Source organism: Methylocystis sp. WRRC1, from assembly GCF_020733155.1.
Taxonomy (GTDB): domain Bacteria; phylum Pseudomonadota; class Alphaproteobacteria; order Rhizobiales; family Beijerinckiaceae; genus Methylocystis.
In genome coordinates this window covers 1,171,038-1,188,094 of sequence record NZ_JAJFZJ010000001.1, presented here as the reverse complement: position 1 = coordinate 1,188,094, position 17,057 = coordinate 1,171,038, and the positions used below count along the sequence as shown (strand labels likewise).

General features: G+C 58.6%; 13 protein-coding genes, 4 pseudogenes and 1 other annotated feature. Of the genes and pseudogenes, 13 read left to right on the top strand and 4 right to left on the bottom strand.

Annotated features, from left to right (window positions below; translation table 11 throughout):
* Positions 1-49: 49 nt before the first annotated feature.
* A complete protein-coding gene (locus LG047_RS05860; RefSeq protein ID WP_227965911.1) occupies positions 50-1,027 on the bottom strand; it encodes an SDR family NAD(P)-dependent oxidoreductase in 978 nt (325 codons plus the stop codon).
* Positions 1,028-1,211: 184 nt separating this feature from the next.
* Between LG047_RS05860 and LG047_RS05855 the strand changes: the two genes are divergently transcribed.
* The 6 genes from LG047_RS05855 (at position 1,212) to LG047_RS05830 (ending at position 9,684) form a co-directional block, all read left to right on the top strand.
* On the top strand, positions 1,212-4,937 hold the full coding sequence (locus LG047_RS05855; protein ID WP_227965910.1) for an NAD-dependent epimerase/dehydratase family protein: 3,726 nt from the start codon (positions 1,212-1,214) through the stop codon (positions 4,935-4,937).
* Positions 4,938-4,975: 38 nt separating this feature from the next.
* Positions 4,976-6,037, top strand: coding sequence for a polysaccharide biosynthesis protein (locus tag LG047_RS05850; protein WP_227965909.1), 1,062 nt, complete (start codon positions 4,976-4,978; stop codon positions 6,035-6,037).
* 23 nt (positions 6,038-6,060) lie between these two features.
* On the top strand, positions 6,061-7,173 hold the full coding sequence (gene wecB, locus LG047_RS05845; protein WP_227965908.1) for a non-hydrolyzing UDP-N-acetylglucosamine 2-epimerase: 1,113 nt from the start codon (positions 6,061-6,063) through the stop codon (positions 7,171-7,173).
* A gap of 13 nt (positions 7,174-7,186) precedes the next feature.
* Positions 7,187-8,053 (top strand): SDR family oxidoreductase, encoded by an 867-nt coding sequence (locus LG047_RS05840; protein ID WP_227965907.1) that lies wholly within the window; start codon positions 7,187-7,189, stop codon positions 8,051-8,053.
* Positions 8,054-8,148: 95 nt separating this feature from the next.
* Positions 8,149-8,814, top strand: coding sequence for a DUF1796 family putative cysteine peptidase (locus LG047_RS05835; RefSeq protein ID WP_227965906.1), 666 nt, complete (start codon positions 8,149-8,151; stop codon positions 8,812-8,814).
* Positions 8,815-9,393: 579 nt separating this feature from the next.
* A complete protein-coding gene (locus tag LG047_RS05830) occupies positions 9,394-9,684 on the top strand; it encodes a hypothetical protein (RefSeq protein WP_227965905.1) in 291 nt (96 codons plus the stop codon).
* A gap of 241 nt (positions 9,685-9,925) precedes the next feature.
* On the opposite strand, the gene LG047_RS05825 is transcribed toward LG047_RS05830, so the two are convergent.
* Both LG047_RS05825 and LG047_RS05820 read right to left on the bottom strand, forming a co-directional pair.
* Complete coding sequence (locus tag LG047_RS05825) at positions 9,926-10,489, bottom strand: hypothetical protein (protein ID WP_227965904.1); 564 nt, start codon at positions 10,487-10,489, stop codon at positions 9,926-9,928.
* Between the two features lie 649 nt (positions 10,490-11,138).
* Positions 11,139-12,056, bottom strand: a complete 918-nt coding sequence (locus tag LG047_RS05820) for an IS1595 family transposase (protein ID WP_227965903.1) — start codon at positions 12,054-12,056, stop codon at positions 11,139-11,141.
* Positions 12,057-12,300: 244 nt separating this feature from the next.
* On the opposite strand from LG047_RS05820, the pseudogene LG047_RS05815 reads away from it, so the two are divergent.
* Both LG047_RS05815 and LG047_RS05810 read left to right on the top strand, forming a co-directional pair.
* Positions 12,301-12,456, top strand: a pseudogene (locus tag LG047_RS05815) (IS630 family transposase); the annotation flags it as partial.
* 40 nt (positions 12,457-12,496) lie between these two features.
* Positions 12,497-12,926, top strand: a pseudogene (locus tag LG047_RS05810) (transposase); the annotation flags it as partial.
* Positions 12,786-12,902, top strand: a sequence feature (AL1L pseudoknot). (Overlaps the previous pseudogene by 117 nt.)
* Here LG047_RS05810 and LG047_RS05805 read toward each other — a convergent pair.
* Positions 12,920-13,063 (bottom strand): annotated as a pseudogene (locus tag LG047_RS05805) (IS110 family transposase); the annotation flags it as partial. The pseudogenes LG047_RS05810 and LG047_RS05805 sit on opposite strands and share 7 nt — an antisense overlap.
* A gap of 206 nt (positions 13,064-13,269) precedes the next feature.
* Between LG047_RS05805 and LG047_RS05800 the strand changes: the two are divergent.
* The 5 genes and pseudogenes from LG047_RS05800 to LG047_RS05780 all read left to right on the top strand — a co-directional run.
* Positions 13,270-13,789, top strand: a pseudogene (locus LG047_RS05800) (IS110 family transposase); the annotation flags it as partial.
* Between the two features lie 446 nt (positions 13,790-14,235).
* Entirely contained in the window at positions 14,236-14,607 is a 372-nt protein-coding gene (locus LG047_RS05795; protein ID WP_227965902.1) for a transposase, read from the top strand.
* Positions 14,604-14,951 (top strand): IS66 family insertion sequence element accessory protein TnpB, encoded by a 348-nt coding sequence (gene tnpB / locus LG047_RS05790; RefSeq protein WP_227964450.1) that lies wholly within the window; start codon positions 14,604-14,606, stop codon positions 14,949-14,951. Before LG047_RS05795 ends, tnpB begins: the two co-directional genes overlap by 4 nt.
* 72 nt (positions 14,952-15,023) lie before the next feature.
* On the top strand, positions 15,024-16,625 hold the full coding sequence (locus LG047_RS05785) for an IS66 family transposase (protein ID WP_227964447.1): 1,602 nt from the start codon (positions 15,024-15,026) through the stop codon (positions 16,623-16,625).
* Positions 16,609-16,995, top strand: a complete 387-nt coding sequence (locus LG047_RS05780; RefSeq protein ID WP_227964445.1) for a hypothetical protein — start codon at positions 16,609-16,611, stop codon at positions 16,993-16,995. The genes LG047_RS05785 and LG047_RS05780 overlap by 17 nt, the downstream gene beginning before the upstream one ends.
* The last annotated feature ends 62 nt before the right edge of the window (positions 16,996-17,057 follow it).

The window sequence follows — 17,057 nt, the reverse complement described above, 5'->3', positions numbered from 1 at the left end:
TGGTTTGAATTTTGCATCGACACGTCGTCAGGCTCCTGCAGTCGTCTTGTCAAATTGCGTAACCGGACCAGCCGAAAGCGCCAGTATTCGCTTTCCACCAGTCGATCGTCTGACGCAGACCATCCTCCAGAGAAGTCTCAGGGCGCCAGCCTAGAATTTCGGCCGCGTGACGATTGTCGGAAAGGAGACGCCCGACTTCGCTTGCGGCCGGACGTTCGCGCGCGTCTTCTGCGACGATTGGTCGGTCGACTTCAAGTATGCGAAGGATCATTGTGGCGAGTTCACCCACGCTGATGTCATGGCCAGTGCCGAGATTGCAGACAGCACCTTCCGCGCCGGTGGCCTCGGCCGCACGAACGAAGCCGGAGACGGTGTCGGCCACGAAGGTGAAGTCGCGCCGCGGCCACAACGCCCCTAGGCGCACGCAATCACTTGTCAACGCCTGCTGGATGATCGTGGAGATCACGGCGCGCGGCGACTGTCGCGGACCATAAGTATTGAACGGCCGGATAACAATTGCAGGCGCGCCAAAGCTGCATACATAACTCTCGACCAGCTTGTCCGCCGCGATCTTGGATGCGGAGTAAGGGGACTGCCCCTTCAACGGATGCGTCTCATCCATGGGAACGCGCTCTGCGGTTCCAAAGACTTCGCTGGTCGATGTGTGAATGACGCGGCGCACGCCATGGCGCCGTGCGCCCTCCAATATGTTCAGGACGCCCGTAACATTCACATCGAAACAGTCGCGCGGCGCCTCATATGAGTAAGGGATCGAAATCCGCGCGGCGAGGTGGAAGATGGTGTCGACGCCTTCGCAGCATTTCGAAACGAAGTCACTGTCGATAATGTCTCCACGACGAATCTCTAGCTGGTCTGGCGAACGCGTAAGCACTTCGTCGAGGAAACCGACGCTGCCAGACGAACCATAGCGCAAGAGGCAGCGGACCCGCCACCCGCGCGCGATCAACCGTTCGACGAGATGGCTGCCAATGAACCCTCCGGCTCCTGTAACTAGTGCTAATTGCAAACAACGCCTCCTGAAGTAAAGTGGATAATTGGCAACGCGAAGCGTTTGGTCATCTGTAACACATATTTTAAGAAAATATATCTCGGGAAGCCGCTTATCCTGTGGTTTTAACGCATTGACGGTAGACATTTGGCTCATCTAGTTTGCGCTTGTGCCTCTCGGACGACCGCGGTTCGTAATACGGATGACAAGCCCTCAACCCTTCGCTTTAGTTACTGGAGCAACCGGATTTATCGGGCGTCGTCTCGTTGCGCTTCTTACGGACAAGGGCTGGCGGTTGCATTTGTTTGCGAGAGTTGGGTCGAATCCATCCGTCTTAGCGCCAGACGCAAGTGTGTTTGTCGGAGATATTTTTTCGTCCGACGCCATCGCTTCCGCCGCATGTGGCGCTCAGGCTATTTTTCATCTCGCAGGAATTGCTTCGGTTCGGCTCTCGAACGAGAATCCTGTGGCAGCGAGGCGACTCGCGACGGAAGGAACGCGCGCCGTAGTCGAGGCCGCGCGGAAGGCTGGCGTTCCGCGCGTTGTAATGCTTTCGTCCGCTCACGTTTACGGTGAGCCGCAATATCTTCCGATCGACGAAAAGCATCCGCTTGCGCCACGAACAGAATATGCAAAAGCCAAGCTTGCGGCGGAAGAGGCGGCGCGCGATTTTGGGAGCGCGCAGGGAATTTCCGTTCGCATCTTGCGACTGTTCAATGTGTACGGACCCCGTCAGTCGAGCGAAGTCGTGACAGCGGAAATCATCCAGCAGGCGCTATCGGACGGAGCTATTCGCCTTCGTGATGCATCAGTGCGCCGGGACTTCGTTTATGTCGACGATGTCGCTGAAGCGCTGCTGGCGGCGAGCTCGGATGGAGTCGCTGACGGAGTTTATAATATCGGCAGCGGAGCAGCAATTTCGATTGCCAACATCGCCGCGCGCGTCGAATGCCTGTTAGGTCGCGAGCCGACACGCTGGAGCGAGGGGAGCGAAGACGAGCTTCGCTGCAATATCAGTAAGGCCGTGACATATTTGGGTTGGGCGCCGAGGACGGATCTGGACGCAGGGCTGAGGCGCACGATCGACGCTGCGCGTTTCCCCGACAGTCATGACAGCGCGCAGGCCAATGCGAGTGCATATCTTGATCGGCCAAAGGTCTCCATTGTAATTCCGGTTTATAATGGCGCGAACTATCTCGCTGAGGCGATCGACAGCGCTCTTGCGCAAACCTATGCGAACTTCGAAGTTATTGTGGTCAATGACGGTTCCGATGACGGGGGAGCCACGGCAAGAATTGCGCAGGGTTACGGTAACCGGATTCGCTATTTCGAAAAGTCGAATGGAGGCGTCGCCAGCGCGCTGAACCTTGGCATCGCCGCCATGCGCGGCGAATTTTTCAGCTGGCTGAGCCACGATGATCTCTATCACCCTGAAAAAGTCGCCTGTTCCATCGACGCCTTGCGGGCGGCGGGGCGACCCTCGTTGGCTTTCTGCGATTTTGCCTATTTCAACGAGGGAGGGGAAACCCTTCACGAGGTTCGTTACGATGGTGGGAAAGAATGTGAACGACCGATCGATGCTCTGCTGGGCGGCAGGTTCAATGGTTGCACCTTTCTGATACCGCGGCGCACCCTTGAGGATCTTGGCGGCTTTCGTGAAGGATTGCCGACGACCCAGGATTATGAATTGTGGTTCCGGATTACTGACCGTCTCCCTTTCATCCATGTTCCGCGCCTGCTTGTTCGCCAGAGACTGCATCCGCTGCAGGGGTCGCGGACGAGCAGTCATCTCGATGAAGCCGACAGGCTCATGGTTCATATCGTGGATCGCGCTTCGTTCAACTCGATGCGGCGCCATGAAGGTTCGGTCGAAGCCTTTTTGGTTCGGCAGGCGCGCCGCTTCACATCGCTACCCTATTCGGGCGCGGCGGCCTATCTCTGCTTCCGGGCCAGGCAAGAGTTGCTTCACGTTCCACATTTGATGGCGCTGCTGCCGGGCGCTGCTCCCGAACATAAACAAAGAACCCGCTTCACACACCGTTTTATTGCTGACAATCGAGGCTACGATCTGGCGACGACGATCGAACAGGCTGAAACCGACTTCGTCTTTCTCACATCTCTCCCGCCATCCGATGAAACTGTCCTGAATGCGCTTGAGAGCTTGTACCTGTCGGATATTGCGGCAGCGGCGAAGCTCGAGAGCGCCCAACCCGATTCTCTCGACGGTGTGATGATCCGACGTTCATTGCTACCGGAAGGATTTGAGCCGGGCAGATTTCATGTGTCAGGCTGGACCGATGCGCTAGGGCCTGGACGGGTGGTGACATATCAGAGCGCTGTCGCAAGCGAGGATTCGCCGCCCAATATGGGTTGCGTGTCGACCAGATCAGTGCTCTCGCTCGGTTGCTTGGCGCGCGTCGTCGATTGCGACTGGTACCGCAAGCGCTACGACATGGCGGGCGCAAGCGATGCGGAAGTGTGGAGCGACGCCTTTGGCGAAGGCGCGCGCGGCGGACGCAATCCGAGCCCGTGGTTCAGCGCAAAATATTACGGGCGACAGGTTCTGGATCTCGTCGATTCCAATCTTCCGCCGCTTCTGCATTTCTTGCAAAAGGGCGCAGCGGCCGGCCTCTCGCCGAGCGCCCGTCTGGTCGCGATTCAAGATCGGCCGGAGATTGTCCGGACCATTGGCGTCGAGATTCCCCCGAACGGCGCGTTGCAAGGAGATGGTATAGGTGCATCGCTGACGCGCGCGCATCGCGCGCAGCTGCCCACGGTGCTCCTGATTGGACACAACTGGGGCGGCGGCATGCTCACGCATATGAAGTCGCTGGCGAATGCATTGCGCGGAAGCGCAAACACGTTGTTTCTCCTGGGGGCGCCTGGTTCAGCGACTCTGGCGGCCGAGCCGGAAGCTATGGACAAACGTCTCCACTTTCAAATTCCTGCTGAAATCGACGGGCTTGTCAGTCTCCTGCGACACATCGGCGTCGATCATGTGGACGTTCATCATGTTGTGGGGTTTGAGGCCGAGGCCGATTTAATACTCGATGCGCTCGGCCTTCCTTACGACCTGACGCTTGTCGACTATCATTGTGTGGCCCGCAACTATCATCTGGCGGACCGCAGAGGCCATTTCGTCGGCGAGGCTCGGCTCTCTGCACGGGATCCGGAGATCGTCCGGACTCAGCCGCTGCGGGTCTATCGCGAGGCCGGTCGACGGATCGGGATCTCCCGCGACGTGACGGCCCGACACCGTCGTCTGGCGCCCGATTTTCCCGTAATCTGTACGATCGTCGACTGGACGCGGCCGAATGCGGATACGCGCGATCTCTATGTGCCGAGGGTCTGGCCAGACGAAAATCTTCGAGTCTTGTTGTTGGGATACCTGCACGAGGGCAAGGGCCGAGATCTCGTCATGGAGGCGGCGACGCTTGCGGCGGAACGCGACCTCCCTGTCGAGTTCCACATCCTTGGCGATCTGGACGGCGCCGCTCTTCCGCCTAAGCTCGGAACGCTCAAGCTCCATGGTTCTTTCGAGGCTGGAGACCTGTCTCGGCGGATCGGCGGGATCGCGCCGCATGTTGCTTGGTTCCCGAGTCAGACACCGGAGACCTGGTGCTACGCGCTCTCGGACGCGATGCTTGCATCGTTGCCGGTCGTCGCGCCTGCTTTCGGCGCCTTCGTCGAACGCTGCCATGGTCGTGATGCAACATGGCTCCTTCCACCCAATCTTGGTGTCGAGGGCGTCGTCGACTTCTTCGTCGAGCTTCATGCGCGGGAACTCGATGTTGCGCCGATTTGGGCGCCAATCGACCATTTGCCGCCTGCTCAGCGGTTCTATTTCGATGACTATTTACGACCGGCCCTCGCCGCGCATGCGAAGCGCCGAGAACGCGAAGCGGTCGACGCGCTCGAACAGGTCTAGCAGGACTTCCCGAAAACTCTCAAGTCAGGAACGATATCGTGAGTAAGCTCTTTGAAGGTAAGCGGATCCTCATCACCGGCGGCACCGGATCGCTCGGAAAGACTCTTGTCCGTCGCCTTCTGGGCGGCAGCGAAGGGCGTCCGGCGAGAATCGTGGTGCTCTCGCGCGACGAGGCCAAACAGCATCAAATGCGGGTCGATTATCACAATTTGCGTTCTCCCACGGACGAAGTAATCTACGACAACTTCCATCGGTTGCTGCAATTCCAGGTCGGAGACGTGCGTGACTACGCGACAGTCGAAATGGCGCTGCGCGACATCGATATCGTGATAGGCGCCGCGGCGCTGAAGCAAGTCCCGACCTGCGAATATTTTCCCTTCGAGGCCATCCAGACAAATGTGCTGGCGGCGGTTAACATCGTCACCGCCATCGCCCGCCAACAGTTGCCGGTCGAAACCATCGTCGGCGTCTCGACCGACAAGGCCGTGCTCCCGGTAAATGTCATGGGGATGACCAAGGCCCTGCAGGAGCGGACGCTCATCAGCGCGCAAATGAAACTGCCGCACACTCGAGTGGTTGTCGTGCGCTACGGCAATGTGCTGGCGTCAAGGGGCTCGGTGATACCTCTGTTCCAGCAGCAGATCGCGGCCGGCGGCCCGGTCACCATCACCGACGAACGTATGACGCGGTTCCTGCTCGGCCTCCCCGAAGCCGTCGATGCGATCTTCAAGGCGGTGCGCGAAGGTCGTCGCGGTGAAATCTATGTGCCGAAAATCGGCGCCGCAAGGATTGTCGATATTGCGAGCGCAATGATCGGGGATCGCGGAATTCCGATCACGACGACCGGGATTCGCCCAGGCGAGAAACTTCATGAGGTTCTCATTTCCGGCGCGGAAGCGGCGCGAACAGAGGACTGCGGCGCCTACTATGCTGTAAAATCGATTCTCCCTGAGGTAGACTCCGATCCGATTGTTTGTCCTGTGGAGTTCTCCGAATATTCGTCCGATATTTCCCCGATGAGCAAGGAGGAAGTGTCGGAGCTTCTTGAGAGTCGCGGATTGATGGCGCCGCCGCCGTCCCATGGCGAAGTTCTTGCCTGATCCGTCGGCGCCGAGAGGGTCTCATGAAAGTTATGACGGTTCTCGGAACACGGCCCGAGATCATACGACTGTCGCGGATTATAGCCCGTCTCGACGTATTGACAGCCCATGTCCTCGTCAATACGGGACAAAATCATTCGGCGTCGCTGTCTGACAATTTTTTCACGGAGCTCGGCGTGCGGGCGCCGGATCATCACTTCGGTATCAGCGAGCCTGATTTCGCACGGCAGATCGGCCGGATTCTTTCGGCCAGCCATGATGTGATCAAGTCGGAGAGACCCGACCGACTGCTGATACTGGGCGACACAAATTCTGCACTCGCAGCCATCGCCGCGAAGCGATTGGGTGTCCCTGTATTTCATATGGAAGCCGGCAATCGCTGCTATGATCCGCGCGTGCCTGAGGAGGTCAATCGACGGCTAGTCGACCACTCCAGTGATGTGTTGATGCCTTACACTGAACGAAGCCGGCAGAACTTGTTGCGCGAGGGTTTTGCGCCGGATCGCGTGTTTGTGACCGGCAACCCGATCGGCGAAGTGATGATGGCCTATGCTGACCGGATCGACGCTTCGCAGATCTTGAACATTCTCGAACTTGCGCCAAAGCGTTACATGCTCGCAACGTTGCATCGTGCGGAGAATGTTGACGAGCCCGACCGCCTCGCCATTTACGCCGCCGCATTGAAGCAAATTGCTCGCGTCCATGACGTTCCGATAATCGTCAGTACGCACCCGCGCACGCGCCAGCGATTGGACAACGCCGGCGTTTTAGATGGTGGGGGCGTGCGATGGCTGGAGCCATTTGGTTTTTGTGACTTCGTGGCGCTCGAAAAAAACGCGCTCTGTGTGCTTTCCGACTCCGGCACCGTACAGGAAGAATGCGCCATACTCGGCGTACCCAACGTGACACTCCGCGATGTGACCGAGAGGCCGGAGACGATCGAATGTGGCTCCAACATTTTGGCAGGCGCATCTGTCGAAGCGATTTTGCGCGCTGTTTCGCTGGTTGTGCGGAATGCGCCCCGCTGGATCGCGCCGCTCGAATATCAAACCCCTGACGTCTCGGGTACGGTGCTGCGTTTGGTTACCGGCCACGTGCATGGACTCCCGCAATCCAACGCGCCATCACGACACTGACGGAGATAACGCGATGCGTGTTCTGGTGCTCGGCGCAACCGGGATGCTCGGCCACAAGCTGGTCGAGACTCTCTCGCCCGATTTTGAGGTGATTGCAACACGGCGGCGCGGCGCCGTCGAACCGACGACGGCCAAGGGCGTGCGCATGGTAGAAGGCGTCGATGTTCTCGATCGATCGGCAATCGCCGGCCTCATAGCAGCCCAACGTCCCGACGCAGTATTGAATGCGGTAGGTGTGGTCAAGCAAATCACAGACGCTGTCAATACGAGCGAGATTATCGCTATCAACTCCATGCTGCCAAACCTTCTGGCCGAGGTCTGTAGCGTCGCAGGTTGCAGGCTGATTCACTTCAGCACTGATTGCGTTTTCACGGGCGCGCGCGACAGCATTCGCGGCGCAGACGGCTATCGCGAACAGGATCCCCCCGATGCTCGTGACCTCTATGGGCTGTCGAAGTTGCTGGGCGAGTCCCGAACGCCTGGTTGTCTGACGCTGCGGACTTCGATCATCGGGCCGGAGCTGCGCGGCAGGCACGGCTTGCTCGAATGGTTTCTGGCTCAAGGCGATGCGACTGTCCTCGGTTTTTCTAAGGCGCTTTTCACCGGACTGCCGACAGTGATTCTCGCGGAAATAGTTGCGACAATCTTGACAAAGCACGCTAGTCTCGAAGGGCTCTACCATGTTGCCGCGACACCGATCTCCAAATACGAGCTGCTCAATCTTTTCCGTGATGCCTACGACCGTCCAACGAGTATCATCGAAGATTCCAAACTTTATTGCGATCGCCGGCTGGACGGCGCGCAATTAGCAAACGCTATAGGATGGAGCGCGCCGGCTTGGCCAGAACTCGTACGCCGCATGCGCGATGACTCGCCATGACGGAAGCACATGAACGCATGGTCCTCCACTTCGCTCCTCCCGCGGTCATCAGATGATCGCGACTCTTTTTTTCTTTGATCTGTGGGAAGCCGAGGGTGAGGCTATCTGAAATTCAAAAACCATACGATCTGTTCGTCAGCCTGGGAAGCGCTTGTGATCCAGCTGCGCATTTGCGCAGGCGAGGGTTGAGGAAGTTCAGCATGCCGCTCGACTGGGTTGCCTCAATGTCTTTGCCCGATGTGTGTCGCCTTTTTGAAGATCGTTTTATCGACTATATGAATATCAACAATATGCAGAGAATCGATGGAACTGCGAACTATTACGATGAGGAGGCAGTCGAGCCGTCGATAGAGCCTGCGTCACAGACGACGCAATTCATACGGGATTCAAAATACAATGTTATTTCTGTGCACGATTTCGTGGTTGTCAAGGACGTGTCGTGGCAGGAGCAATATCCTGCCTACCGAGAGAAGCTGGTCTTACGGATAGAGCGTCTGTTGAGTAGTCTGGAGCAGGCGGAAACAGTGCTATTTGTACGCTGGTCGGGTGCGCTTGACACTGCGATTGAGCTGCACAAAGTACTATCATTGTTAACAATGGGAAGGGTCGATCTCCTTCTATTGCAACCCGTGCAAGGGGTGAGAATCGTAACACCATGTGAATCAGGGACAAGTGGAGTGTGTGTTGTGCAAACACCCAATTTGCCGGCGGACGCTTCGATGTGGGACAATGTTCTTGAGGGCATGACACTTCGTGCGTAGTGGTGCGATTTCGGAAAAGAAGGTTCTGTGGATTGTCCGATGAGAAATAAATTGAAATTTGCTTGATGCGCCGTTGCATCACAGTTGCTCATAGCCATTCCTTCAATTGTAATGATACTGGTCCATGATATACGATTGTATTCGAATGAATTTTAGTTCGAACGACGCGAAAACGAAAAAGCATTGTTCTTGCTTCAGTCTATCGGACGATCGGGGTTTACATATCTAAGGTCATTAATTTGCTTTCATCCCCATCTAACGATGAAAGGTAAGTTCCTATACCCAGACCCTACCGTCGGTGATTGGACGGTCTAAAAATTTGGGACCTATATACGAGTTTGACCTAGCGGCGTGACCGTGGCAGATTCTAACCAATGACATGGGAAGGAACCGTCTCTGCGCGCGGGGCAATGCCGGACGATGGATGCGTCAATTCACGCATACTGTTCGCACCCTGCTAGATTACCGCATTGCACAAATTTTAGAATTTGCCCCCATGGCGATTGCTTTTGTCCCATCGTATTCATATAATCCATCGAATCCCGACTGTACAAATTTCGGGGAGAGTCAAGAGAAAGATTGCCGTATATGCCGTCAAAATCGATGAGAGCGAAGCTAGTTCGCGTAAAAATCGAAGAAGGGCGTGCTGGACTGTTTTATGCGACCAGCCCGACCCTGAAGGGCCTTTTGGTCGCTGAGGATACGATGGAAAAGGCAGAATTGGCTGTCCCTCAAGCGATCAAAGACTTATACGCTGCTTGTGACATGGACGTCGTTGTCACGCGTGTTGATGATGGCGACGACGAGTTCTCGCCATATGTCGCGATTCCTTCTGAAATCGCGCGCGAACAACTCGCGTCGACCAACTAATCCAACCCAAAATCAGAAAGAGAACGGCCGAGCAGCAGAACAAGGCGCTCGGCCGTTTCGCGTATTTGCTCAGGGGACCTACCGCATGGAAGAGGAACGGAGCGCGAGCATCCTTCCTCATCCTTCCATACGGTAGGGATCTTGGTAGGCGTTAAGCGAAGTTTATGGACGATTGCAAAGAACTCGTCACTGGTCATTTAAGAGCCCCAATTTGGTAGCGTCTAGAACTCGATTACGACCTTTATTCCTCATCGGCAAGAGTGTCACGGGATTCGGGGGAATAGACTCCTTCAAGTGGCACATCCTTCACCCAATACCCAAGCTTTGGTAGGCTTACGAATTGATCCGCATGCCTCCAAAGAATCGTCCCGAGGTTTTTATTTTTATCCCTTCCGGCCAATGGCACTCCGCGCCGTTCCAATTCTCTCACTAATGCGCCCCGCTTCATGGGGCGCTTCGCGTCAAGGAGGGCGGATCGAGCGTGGTCGGCAACCTCCTTTGGGGTAAGTTCCTTCGCAGGCATGGGAGCCTTTGATGTCATCTCCGGAAGCTTAGGGAAATAAATGCCTTCCAGCGTTTCGAGGAACTCCGGCCCAATATTCTCCCGCAGCTGGATGGCTTGAGACAACCCTTTCTCAATAGTCGCTATTGCCGAGTCACAGGACTCTATGCCTTTGGCAAGCTGCTCGCGCTGCGCCTTAACGACTTCTAATCGCTTGGAGAGCGCCTCGATGAACTCATTCAGTTGGTCAAACTTACTCATACGCGCGCCCTTTGTCGCCTCAACTGGCATCACGTGATACATAACACTCGCCTCCCGTTAAGTCCTGCGCGGACTCCAAAAATAGTTAATGGAGTCTTAACAGGAATTCAAGGCAGCCTTGTGCGGGACTTGCGCAGTCGTCGCTGAGTTGATAGGACTCAGGAGTCGTCGGCGCATGCCGGGCGAACACAGGAGTTATTTTGTGACATATGGAGAGCCCCTCCGCCGTTCCACCCGACGCTGCTGGGGCTACTAAAGAAGAAGGCCGGCAACCCGGTAGGACGGGAAACCAGCCTTCGTGGTGGCAAAGCAACCGGGCGGTTAGACCCGATTCCTGCGCACATTGCGTTGCAAGAATCGCACGTCTGCCGCCCTCCCCGCAACTCCTTTTTGGGAGATCGGTAGACCATGGCTAAGAGAGCCTGCCACCGCGTCCGCGCGTATACGCGCATCCGCTTCGGCCGCCTTGAGCATGTCTGCGCTCATTCGCGCTGCTGCGGTTAAGCCTTATCTGGCTGACGCCTAGAGCGTTCTGGCCGCCGCGGGGGTCCCTGCGGCGGCTTTTTTGTTTTCGACCGCTCGATACTCTCCAGAACCTCTTTCGGGTCTGTCTGAAGCGCACGGGCCAGAAACTCCCCGAAGCCCATATCCAGCTTCAGGGGAGGCTCAACCTTCTTCTTTGTCTCGCCGGTCATGCGATCAGCGCCTTGTATGTCAGGCGGCCCTCGACGCAGGCGAACATGTCGTTCATGCGGGGCGTCACCTTCATGTCGCGGCGGTTGTAGCGCCACGACATTTCGTCCACATAGCGCTGAAGGTGCTTCGACGACACCCAATGGTGAATGCCGATAATCTGGCGCTTCAGGAGCGCCCAGACACCTTCAATGGTGTTTGTGTGGACAAAGCCACCGAGGCGGACATACTCGCCAGCGGAGTGGTTCACGCCGAGGTGCGTATAATCATCGTCAAGACCGATGAACGCCTTGTCTTCGTCCGTAAGGATGGCAGACCCTTTAGCGACATTCTTGCGGACCTTGCCCTGAAGCGTCTTGGCCTTGTGATCCTGCACGTGTTCGGCGCGAAGCTCGCCGTCGCGCTCGACAATGCCGATTACAACCGCCTTTCCAGCGCCGCCCTGCGTCCCGCCTTTGCGATCGCTGGCGTGCTTATTCTTTTCCTTGCCGCCGACAAAAGTCGTATCCGCCTCAACCGCGCCCTTCAGGGGGGCGTTGAAAGAGGGCGTGCGGGCCGCGTGACGCAGACGATGCAGGACAAACCACGCCGTTTTCTGCGTGATCTTCAGGTCCTTGGCGAGCGTCGTTGAAGCAATGCCCTTCGGATGATTGGTAATCATCCACATAGCCATGAACCACTTGCGAAGCGGCAGTTTCGTGTCTTCGAAGATGGTGCCGACCTTGATCGAAAAGCGCTGGCGGCACTCGCCGCACTTGAAGGTCTTACGGTCGCTGAAGTGGTAGATTTTGTTGCCTTGGCAGTAGGGACAAAACTCGCCGTCGCGCCAGCGGATCGATCGCAGATGGTCAACGCAAGCCTGTTCGTCCGGAAAGGCATCCATCAGATCAAAGAGGCTGTCGAAATTCGTGACCACGGCTCGTCTCCTTCAGTAAGGAGACATTACCCCAACTCGTAATTTGGGTCAAGCACGTATATAGGTCCCAAAAATTTCTGCTTGGTTATGTGTAGGTAAGTCGCCGATGGCGGTTTCTCCACAACACCGCGCCTTGGTGATACAGCAAAAATTAGAGCATTTCCCTGTTTTTCTGAATCGGGAGGGATTCCTATTTTAGCAGGAGTGTGAATCAAGATGCTAGCTGGACGGAGGCCAGCATCCAATGGTTCGATCTCTCTCCAATGATCTTCGAGAGCGCGTGGTTGCGTCGGTTTTGGCTGACGAGAGTTGCCGCGCCGTGGCTTTGCGCTTTGGCGTGGCCGTGTCATCGGTCGTGAAGTGGTCGCAGCGCCAGCGCGAGACGGGCTCTGAACCGCCCCGGATTTGCCGGAGGCCCCAACTCTTGAGAGACTGGGGCTATGGAAGCGAAGAAGAAGACATCGAACAGATTTTCAGCTGAAGTTCGGGAGCGGGCGGTCCGGATGGTGCTGGAGCATCAGGGGGACCACGCCTCGCAATGGGCGGCGATCGCCTCGATTGCCGGGAAGATCGACTGCACGGGCGAGACGCTTCGCGGCTGGGTGCGACAGGCGGAGCGAGACGCTGGCTCGCGCGCCGGCGTCACGTCGGACGAACGGGCGCGGCTGAAGGCGCTGGAGCGGGAGAACCGCGAACTGCGGCAGGCCATGAGATTTTGCGGAAGGCCTTGGCGTATTTTGCCCAGGCGGAGCTCGACCGCCGGTCGAAACCATGATTGCCTTCATCGACACGCATCGGGAGAGCTACGGGGTCGAGCCGATCTGCAAGGTTTTGCCGATCGCCCCGTCGACGTATCGATGGCATGCAGCTGGCGCCGGCTTGCGAACAATGTCCGCGATGAGCCTGGGGTCAGAGGCGCATTTCCCACGCCAGACGCGTTTGCCTCCGCGCCGAATATAGATTGCCGTTTCTTTCATCGACACGTCCAGACCAATATATTCTTCCAAGGCTGCTCTCCGTCAGATGCTTGGGCACGGTGCGGGGTCGTCAGCCCGTGTTCGATCTTATCCGAGAACAGCCACCACAATGCAGTATCGGCATTGCCGGGGGCGACTCGCTCCCGCGATTACCCCATGTGGAGAGCCCCTCCTGACGGCGTCGAGATGCGCCAAGGTGGCGATATTGGCGCATCCCACGAACGGTGAAGACATCCATGGAGAGGGTCAGCATCATCGGTCTCGACCTTGCAAAGCGATCATATCAAGCGCATTGCGCCCGCGCCGACGGCGGTATGGGGTTCCGCAAGAAGCTTTCTCGAGGAGAAAGTTCTCGTTTTCTTTTCCAAACAGGCGCGCTGCGTCGTCGCGATGGAGGCCTGCGGCAGCGCGCATCACTGGGGGCGGGCCATCGGCGACCTTGGCCACGAGGTTCGGCTGATCGCGCCGGCATACGTCAAGCCCTTCGTGAATCGGCAGAAGAACGACGCGGCTGACGCGGAGGCGATTTGCGAGGCGGCGATCCGGCCCATCATGCGGTTTGTCGCGGTCAAAATCGAGGAGCAGCAAGCGCGCGCCATGCTGTTTCGCACCCGCGACATTTTGGTGCGCCAGCGCACGCTACTGATCAACGCGCTACGCGGCCATTTGTCCGAGCATGGCGTCGTTGCGCCACAAGGGCTGGCGAATGTGAAGGTTCTCTCGGAAACGATCGAGGAAGCGACGACATCGCTGCCGATTCTTGTCATATCGGAGCGGCGGCACAGGAGCGTCAGGCGTGTGAGGAGGTCGACGACGGTAAGGGCAAATGATCGGTCAGATCCGGGTCTGGAAAGCAGCAAAATCCACGGAGCATTCAGCTCGCCTGAGTGATGTGCAGCAGACCCGCGTATCTCCATACCTGCCAGCGGTCATAACTGTCCGCATTTCAAGGCCTGATACATGACCGCGCCCGATCACCTGACCATGCCGTTCGAAAACATCTTGCGCGAAAGGGGGCGTCCATACATGGATTTTCTGCCTGATGGCGGCGAGAATTCCCGGCGCAAATCAGGAGCATTCGATGACGAAGCGGTATCCCTCCGTCGGCGGCCGCCTGGCGGTGAGCTCGGATTTCGGGATAGCTGGGTGACGGCTGGCGCGATGATCGTGTCCACTACTATTACAAGCGGACACTATCGCCGATGTCGCGCAACGATGACGATCCGCCGGCTCTCCGTCGCAAGCGCCGATCATGGGCTCTCGATGAGAAGCGCCGGATCGTCGACGAGAGCCTCGAGGACGGCGCTTCGATCGCCGAGGTCGCACGACGCTACGACCTCAACGTCAACCAGCTCTTCACCTGGCGCCGGCAGTTCGGTCTCGATCTGGCTGCGCCGCAGGGACGCGCGCCGATCCTGCCGGTGACGATCACGCCGGACGCGACGGCGGAGTATTCCGCTCCAGGGTCGACCGGCCAGATGGAGATCGTGCTCGCCGACGGTGATCGGATCATTGTGTGGGCCGATGTCGAGACAGCCGCGCTGTCGCGGGTCGTGAAGGCGCTGCGCCGATGATCCCGTTGCCGGCGGGCTGCCGGGTCTGGATCGCGACCGGCCATACCGACATGCGGCGGGGCATGCGGGGCCTGGCGCTTCAGGTGCAGGAGCAGTTGAAGCGCGACCCTCACGCGGGCGACCTTTACATTTTCCGGGGTCGCCGCGGCGATCTCGCGAAAATCCTCTGGCACGACGGGATCGGGCTGTCGCTTTACGCCAAGCGGCTCGACCGCGGAAAGTTCATCTGGCCCTCGGCGAGCGCGGGCGCGGTGTCGATCTCGGCCGGGCAGATGGCCTATATGCTGGAAGGGATCGACTGGCGAAACCCGCAACTCACCTTCAGGCCGCAAAGCGCGGGGTGAGACGCAAAAAAGCTGGGGTCGTCTGCTGTTTGAGGCGCCACAAATCGCGGGTTTTGTGATTCACTTCGCCTCATGGACGCAGCCGCCCTTCTCGACGAAAACGCCGCGCTGAAAGCGCAGTTCGCCGTCGCGCTCGCGAAGGCGTCGGAAGACATGGCGCTGATCGCCGCGCAAAAGCTCCAGATCGCCAAATTGCAGCGCCAGATCTACGGGCAAAAGTCGGAGCGCTCGGCGCGGCTGCTCGATCAGTTGTCGCTCGAACTCGAAGAGCTGGAAGCGAGCGCGACCGAGGACGAACTCGCTGCGGAGCGCGCCGTCGCAAAGACGACCACCGTCGCCGGCTTCGAGCGCAAGCGGCCGGAGCGCAACACTTTTCCTGAGCATCTGCCGCGCGAGCGCGTGGTCGTCGAGGCGCCGACGACCTGCGCCTGCTGCGGTGGTTCGCGCCTGCGCAAGCTCGGCGAGGATGTGACGCGGACGCTGGAGACGACGCCGCGCCAGTGGAAGGTCATCGAGACCGTGCGGGAGAAGTTCACCTGCCGGGACTGCGAGAAGATCACCCAGGCGCCGGCGCCGTTCCATGTCGTTGCGCGCGGCTGGGCGGGGCCGAGCCTCTTGGCGATGATCGCCTTCGAGAAGTTTGGCCAGCATCAACCACTGAACCGTCAAGCCGAGCGCTATGCGCTCGAAGGCGCGCCGATCGCCTTGTCGACCATGGCCGACGCCGTCGGCTCCATCTGCGCCGCGCTCGATCCGCTGCGGCGTCTTGTCGAGGCGCATGTCCTCGCAGCCGAGCGGCTGCACGGGGACGACACCACGGTTCCTGTGCTGGCCAAGGGCAAGACCGACACAGGCCGCTGCTGGGTCTATGTGCGCGACGACGCGCCCTTCGGCGGCGCCGGGCCGCCGGCGGCGATGTTCTATTACTCGCGCGATCGGCGCGGCGAACATCCACAGGGCCATCTGGCGAACTGGTCCGGCATCCTGCAAGCCGACGCCTATGACGGCTACGGCAAGCTCTATCTGGCAGGGCGCGCGCCCGGCCCGATCCGCGAGGCCGCGTGCTGGGTCCATGCGAGGCGCCCGTTCTTCGCAATGGCGGACATCGACGAGAATGCGCGGCGCAAGGCTTCGGGCAAGAAGGAGATACCGCTGTCGCCGATCGCGATCGAGGTCGTTCGTCGGATCGACGCGCTGTTTGCGATCGAGCGGTCGATCAAAGGCAAGAGCGCGGAGGAACGCCTCGTCGTTCGACAGGCGTCGAGCCGCCCGCTCGTCGACGCGCTGGAAAGCTATCTGCGCGAACAACTCGCCAAACTCTCGCGCGGGCACGATCTCGCCAAGGCGATCCATTACATGCTGAAGCGCTGGCCGGCCTTCACGCTGTTCCTCGACGATGGGCGCGTCTGCTTGTCCAACAATGCCGCCGAGCGCGGCCTGCGCGGCATCGCTTTGGGAAGAAAGTCATGGTTGTTCTGCGGATCTGATCGCGGCGGTCAACGCGCCGCGGCGATGTACAGCCTCATCGTCACGGCGAAGATGAACGGCGTCGATCCGCAGACCTGGCTCGCCGACGTCCTCGCCCGCATCGCCGCGCACCCCGCGCATCGGCTCGATGAACTGCTGCCATGGAATTGGCGGAAGGCGCATATGAGCCATGCGCAAGCTGCTTAAGCCGAACGCCGCATTCTCCGAGGCCGAAAAAGCGCGCGTCACCGCCGCCTGCGAGCTGTTGATCAATGACTTCCTGAAGCCTCGCTTCCTGCCTTCGATCCAACCGACCGAGTTCAACTATCCGGTCGATATTCTCGGCAAATGGCACGGCGCCAAATATCGCCTCATCCAACGTTACCGTTCCGGCTTCCCCGACAATCAGGGCGAAGAGTTCGATGCGCCCTTCGCTCGCCTCGATTGGATCAGCCCCGACCGCTTCGACATTCAGTGGCGTCGCCACACCGGCGAGTGGTTCCGAGTCTATCGCGGCCTAAATCTACACAAGGCCATCGAAACTCTAAAATCCGACGGACTCCTGCATCCCGTATAAATTGGCAGATCGACCCGCCAATCATCCCGCACGCAGCGCCTGCGGCCTACGCCGGACGGCTA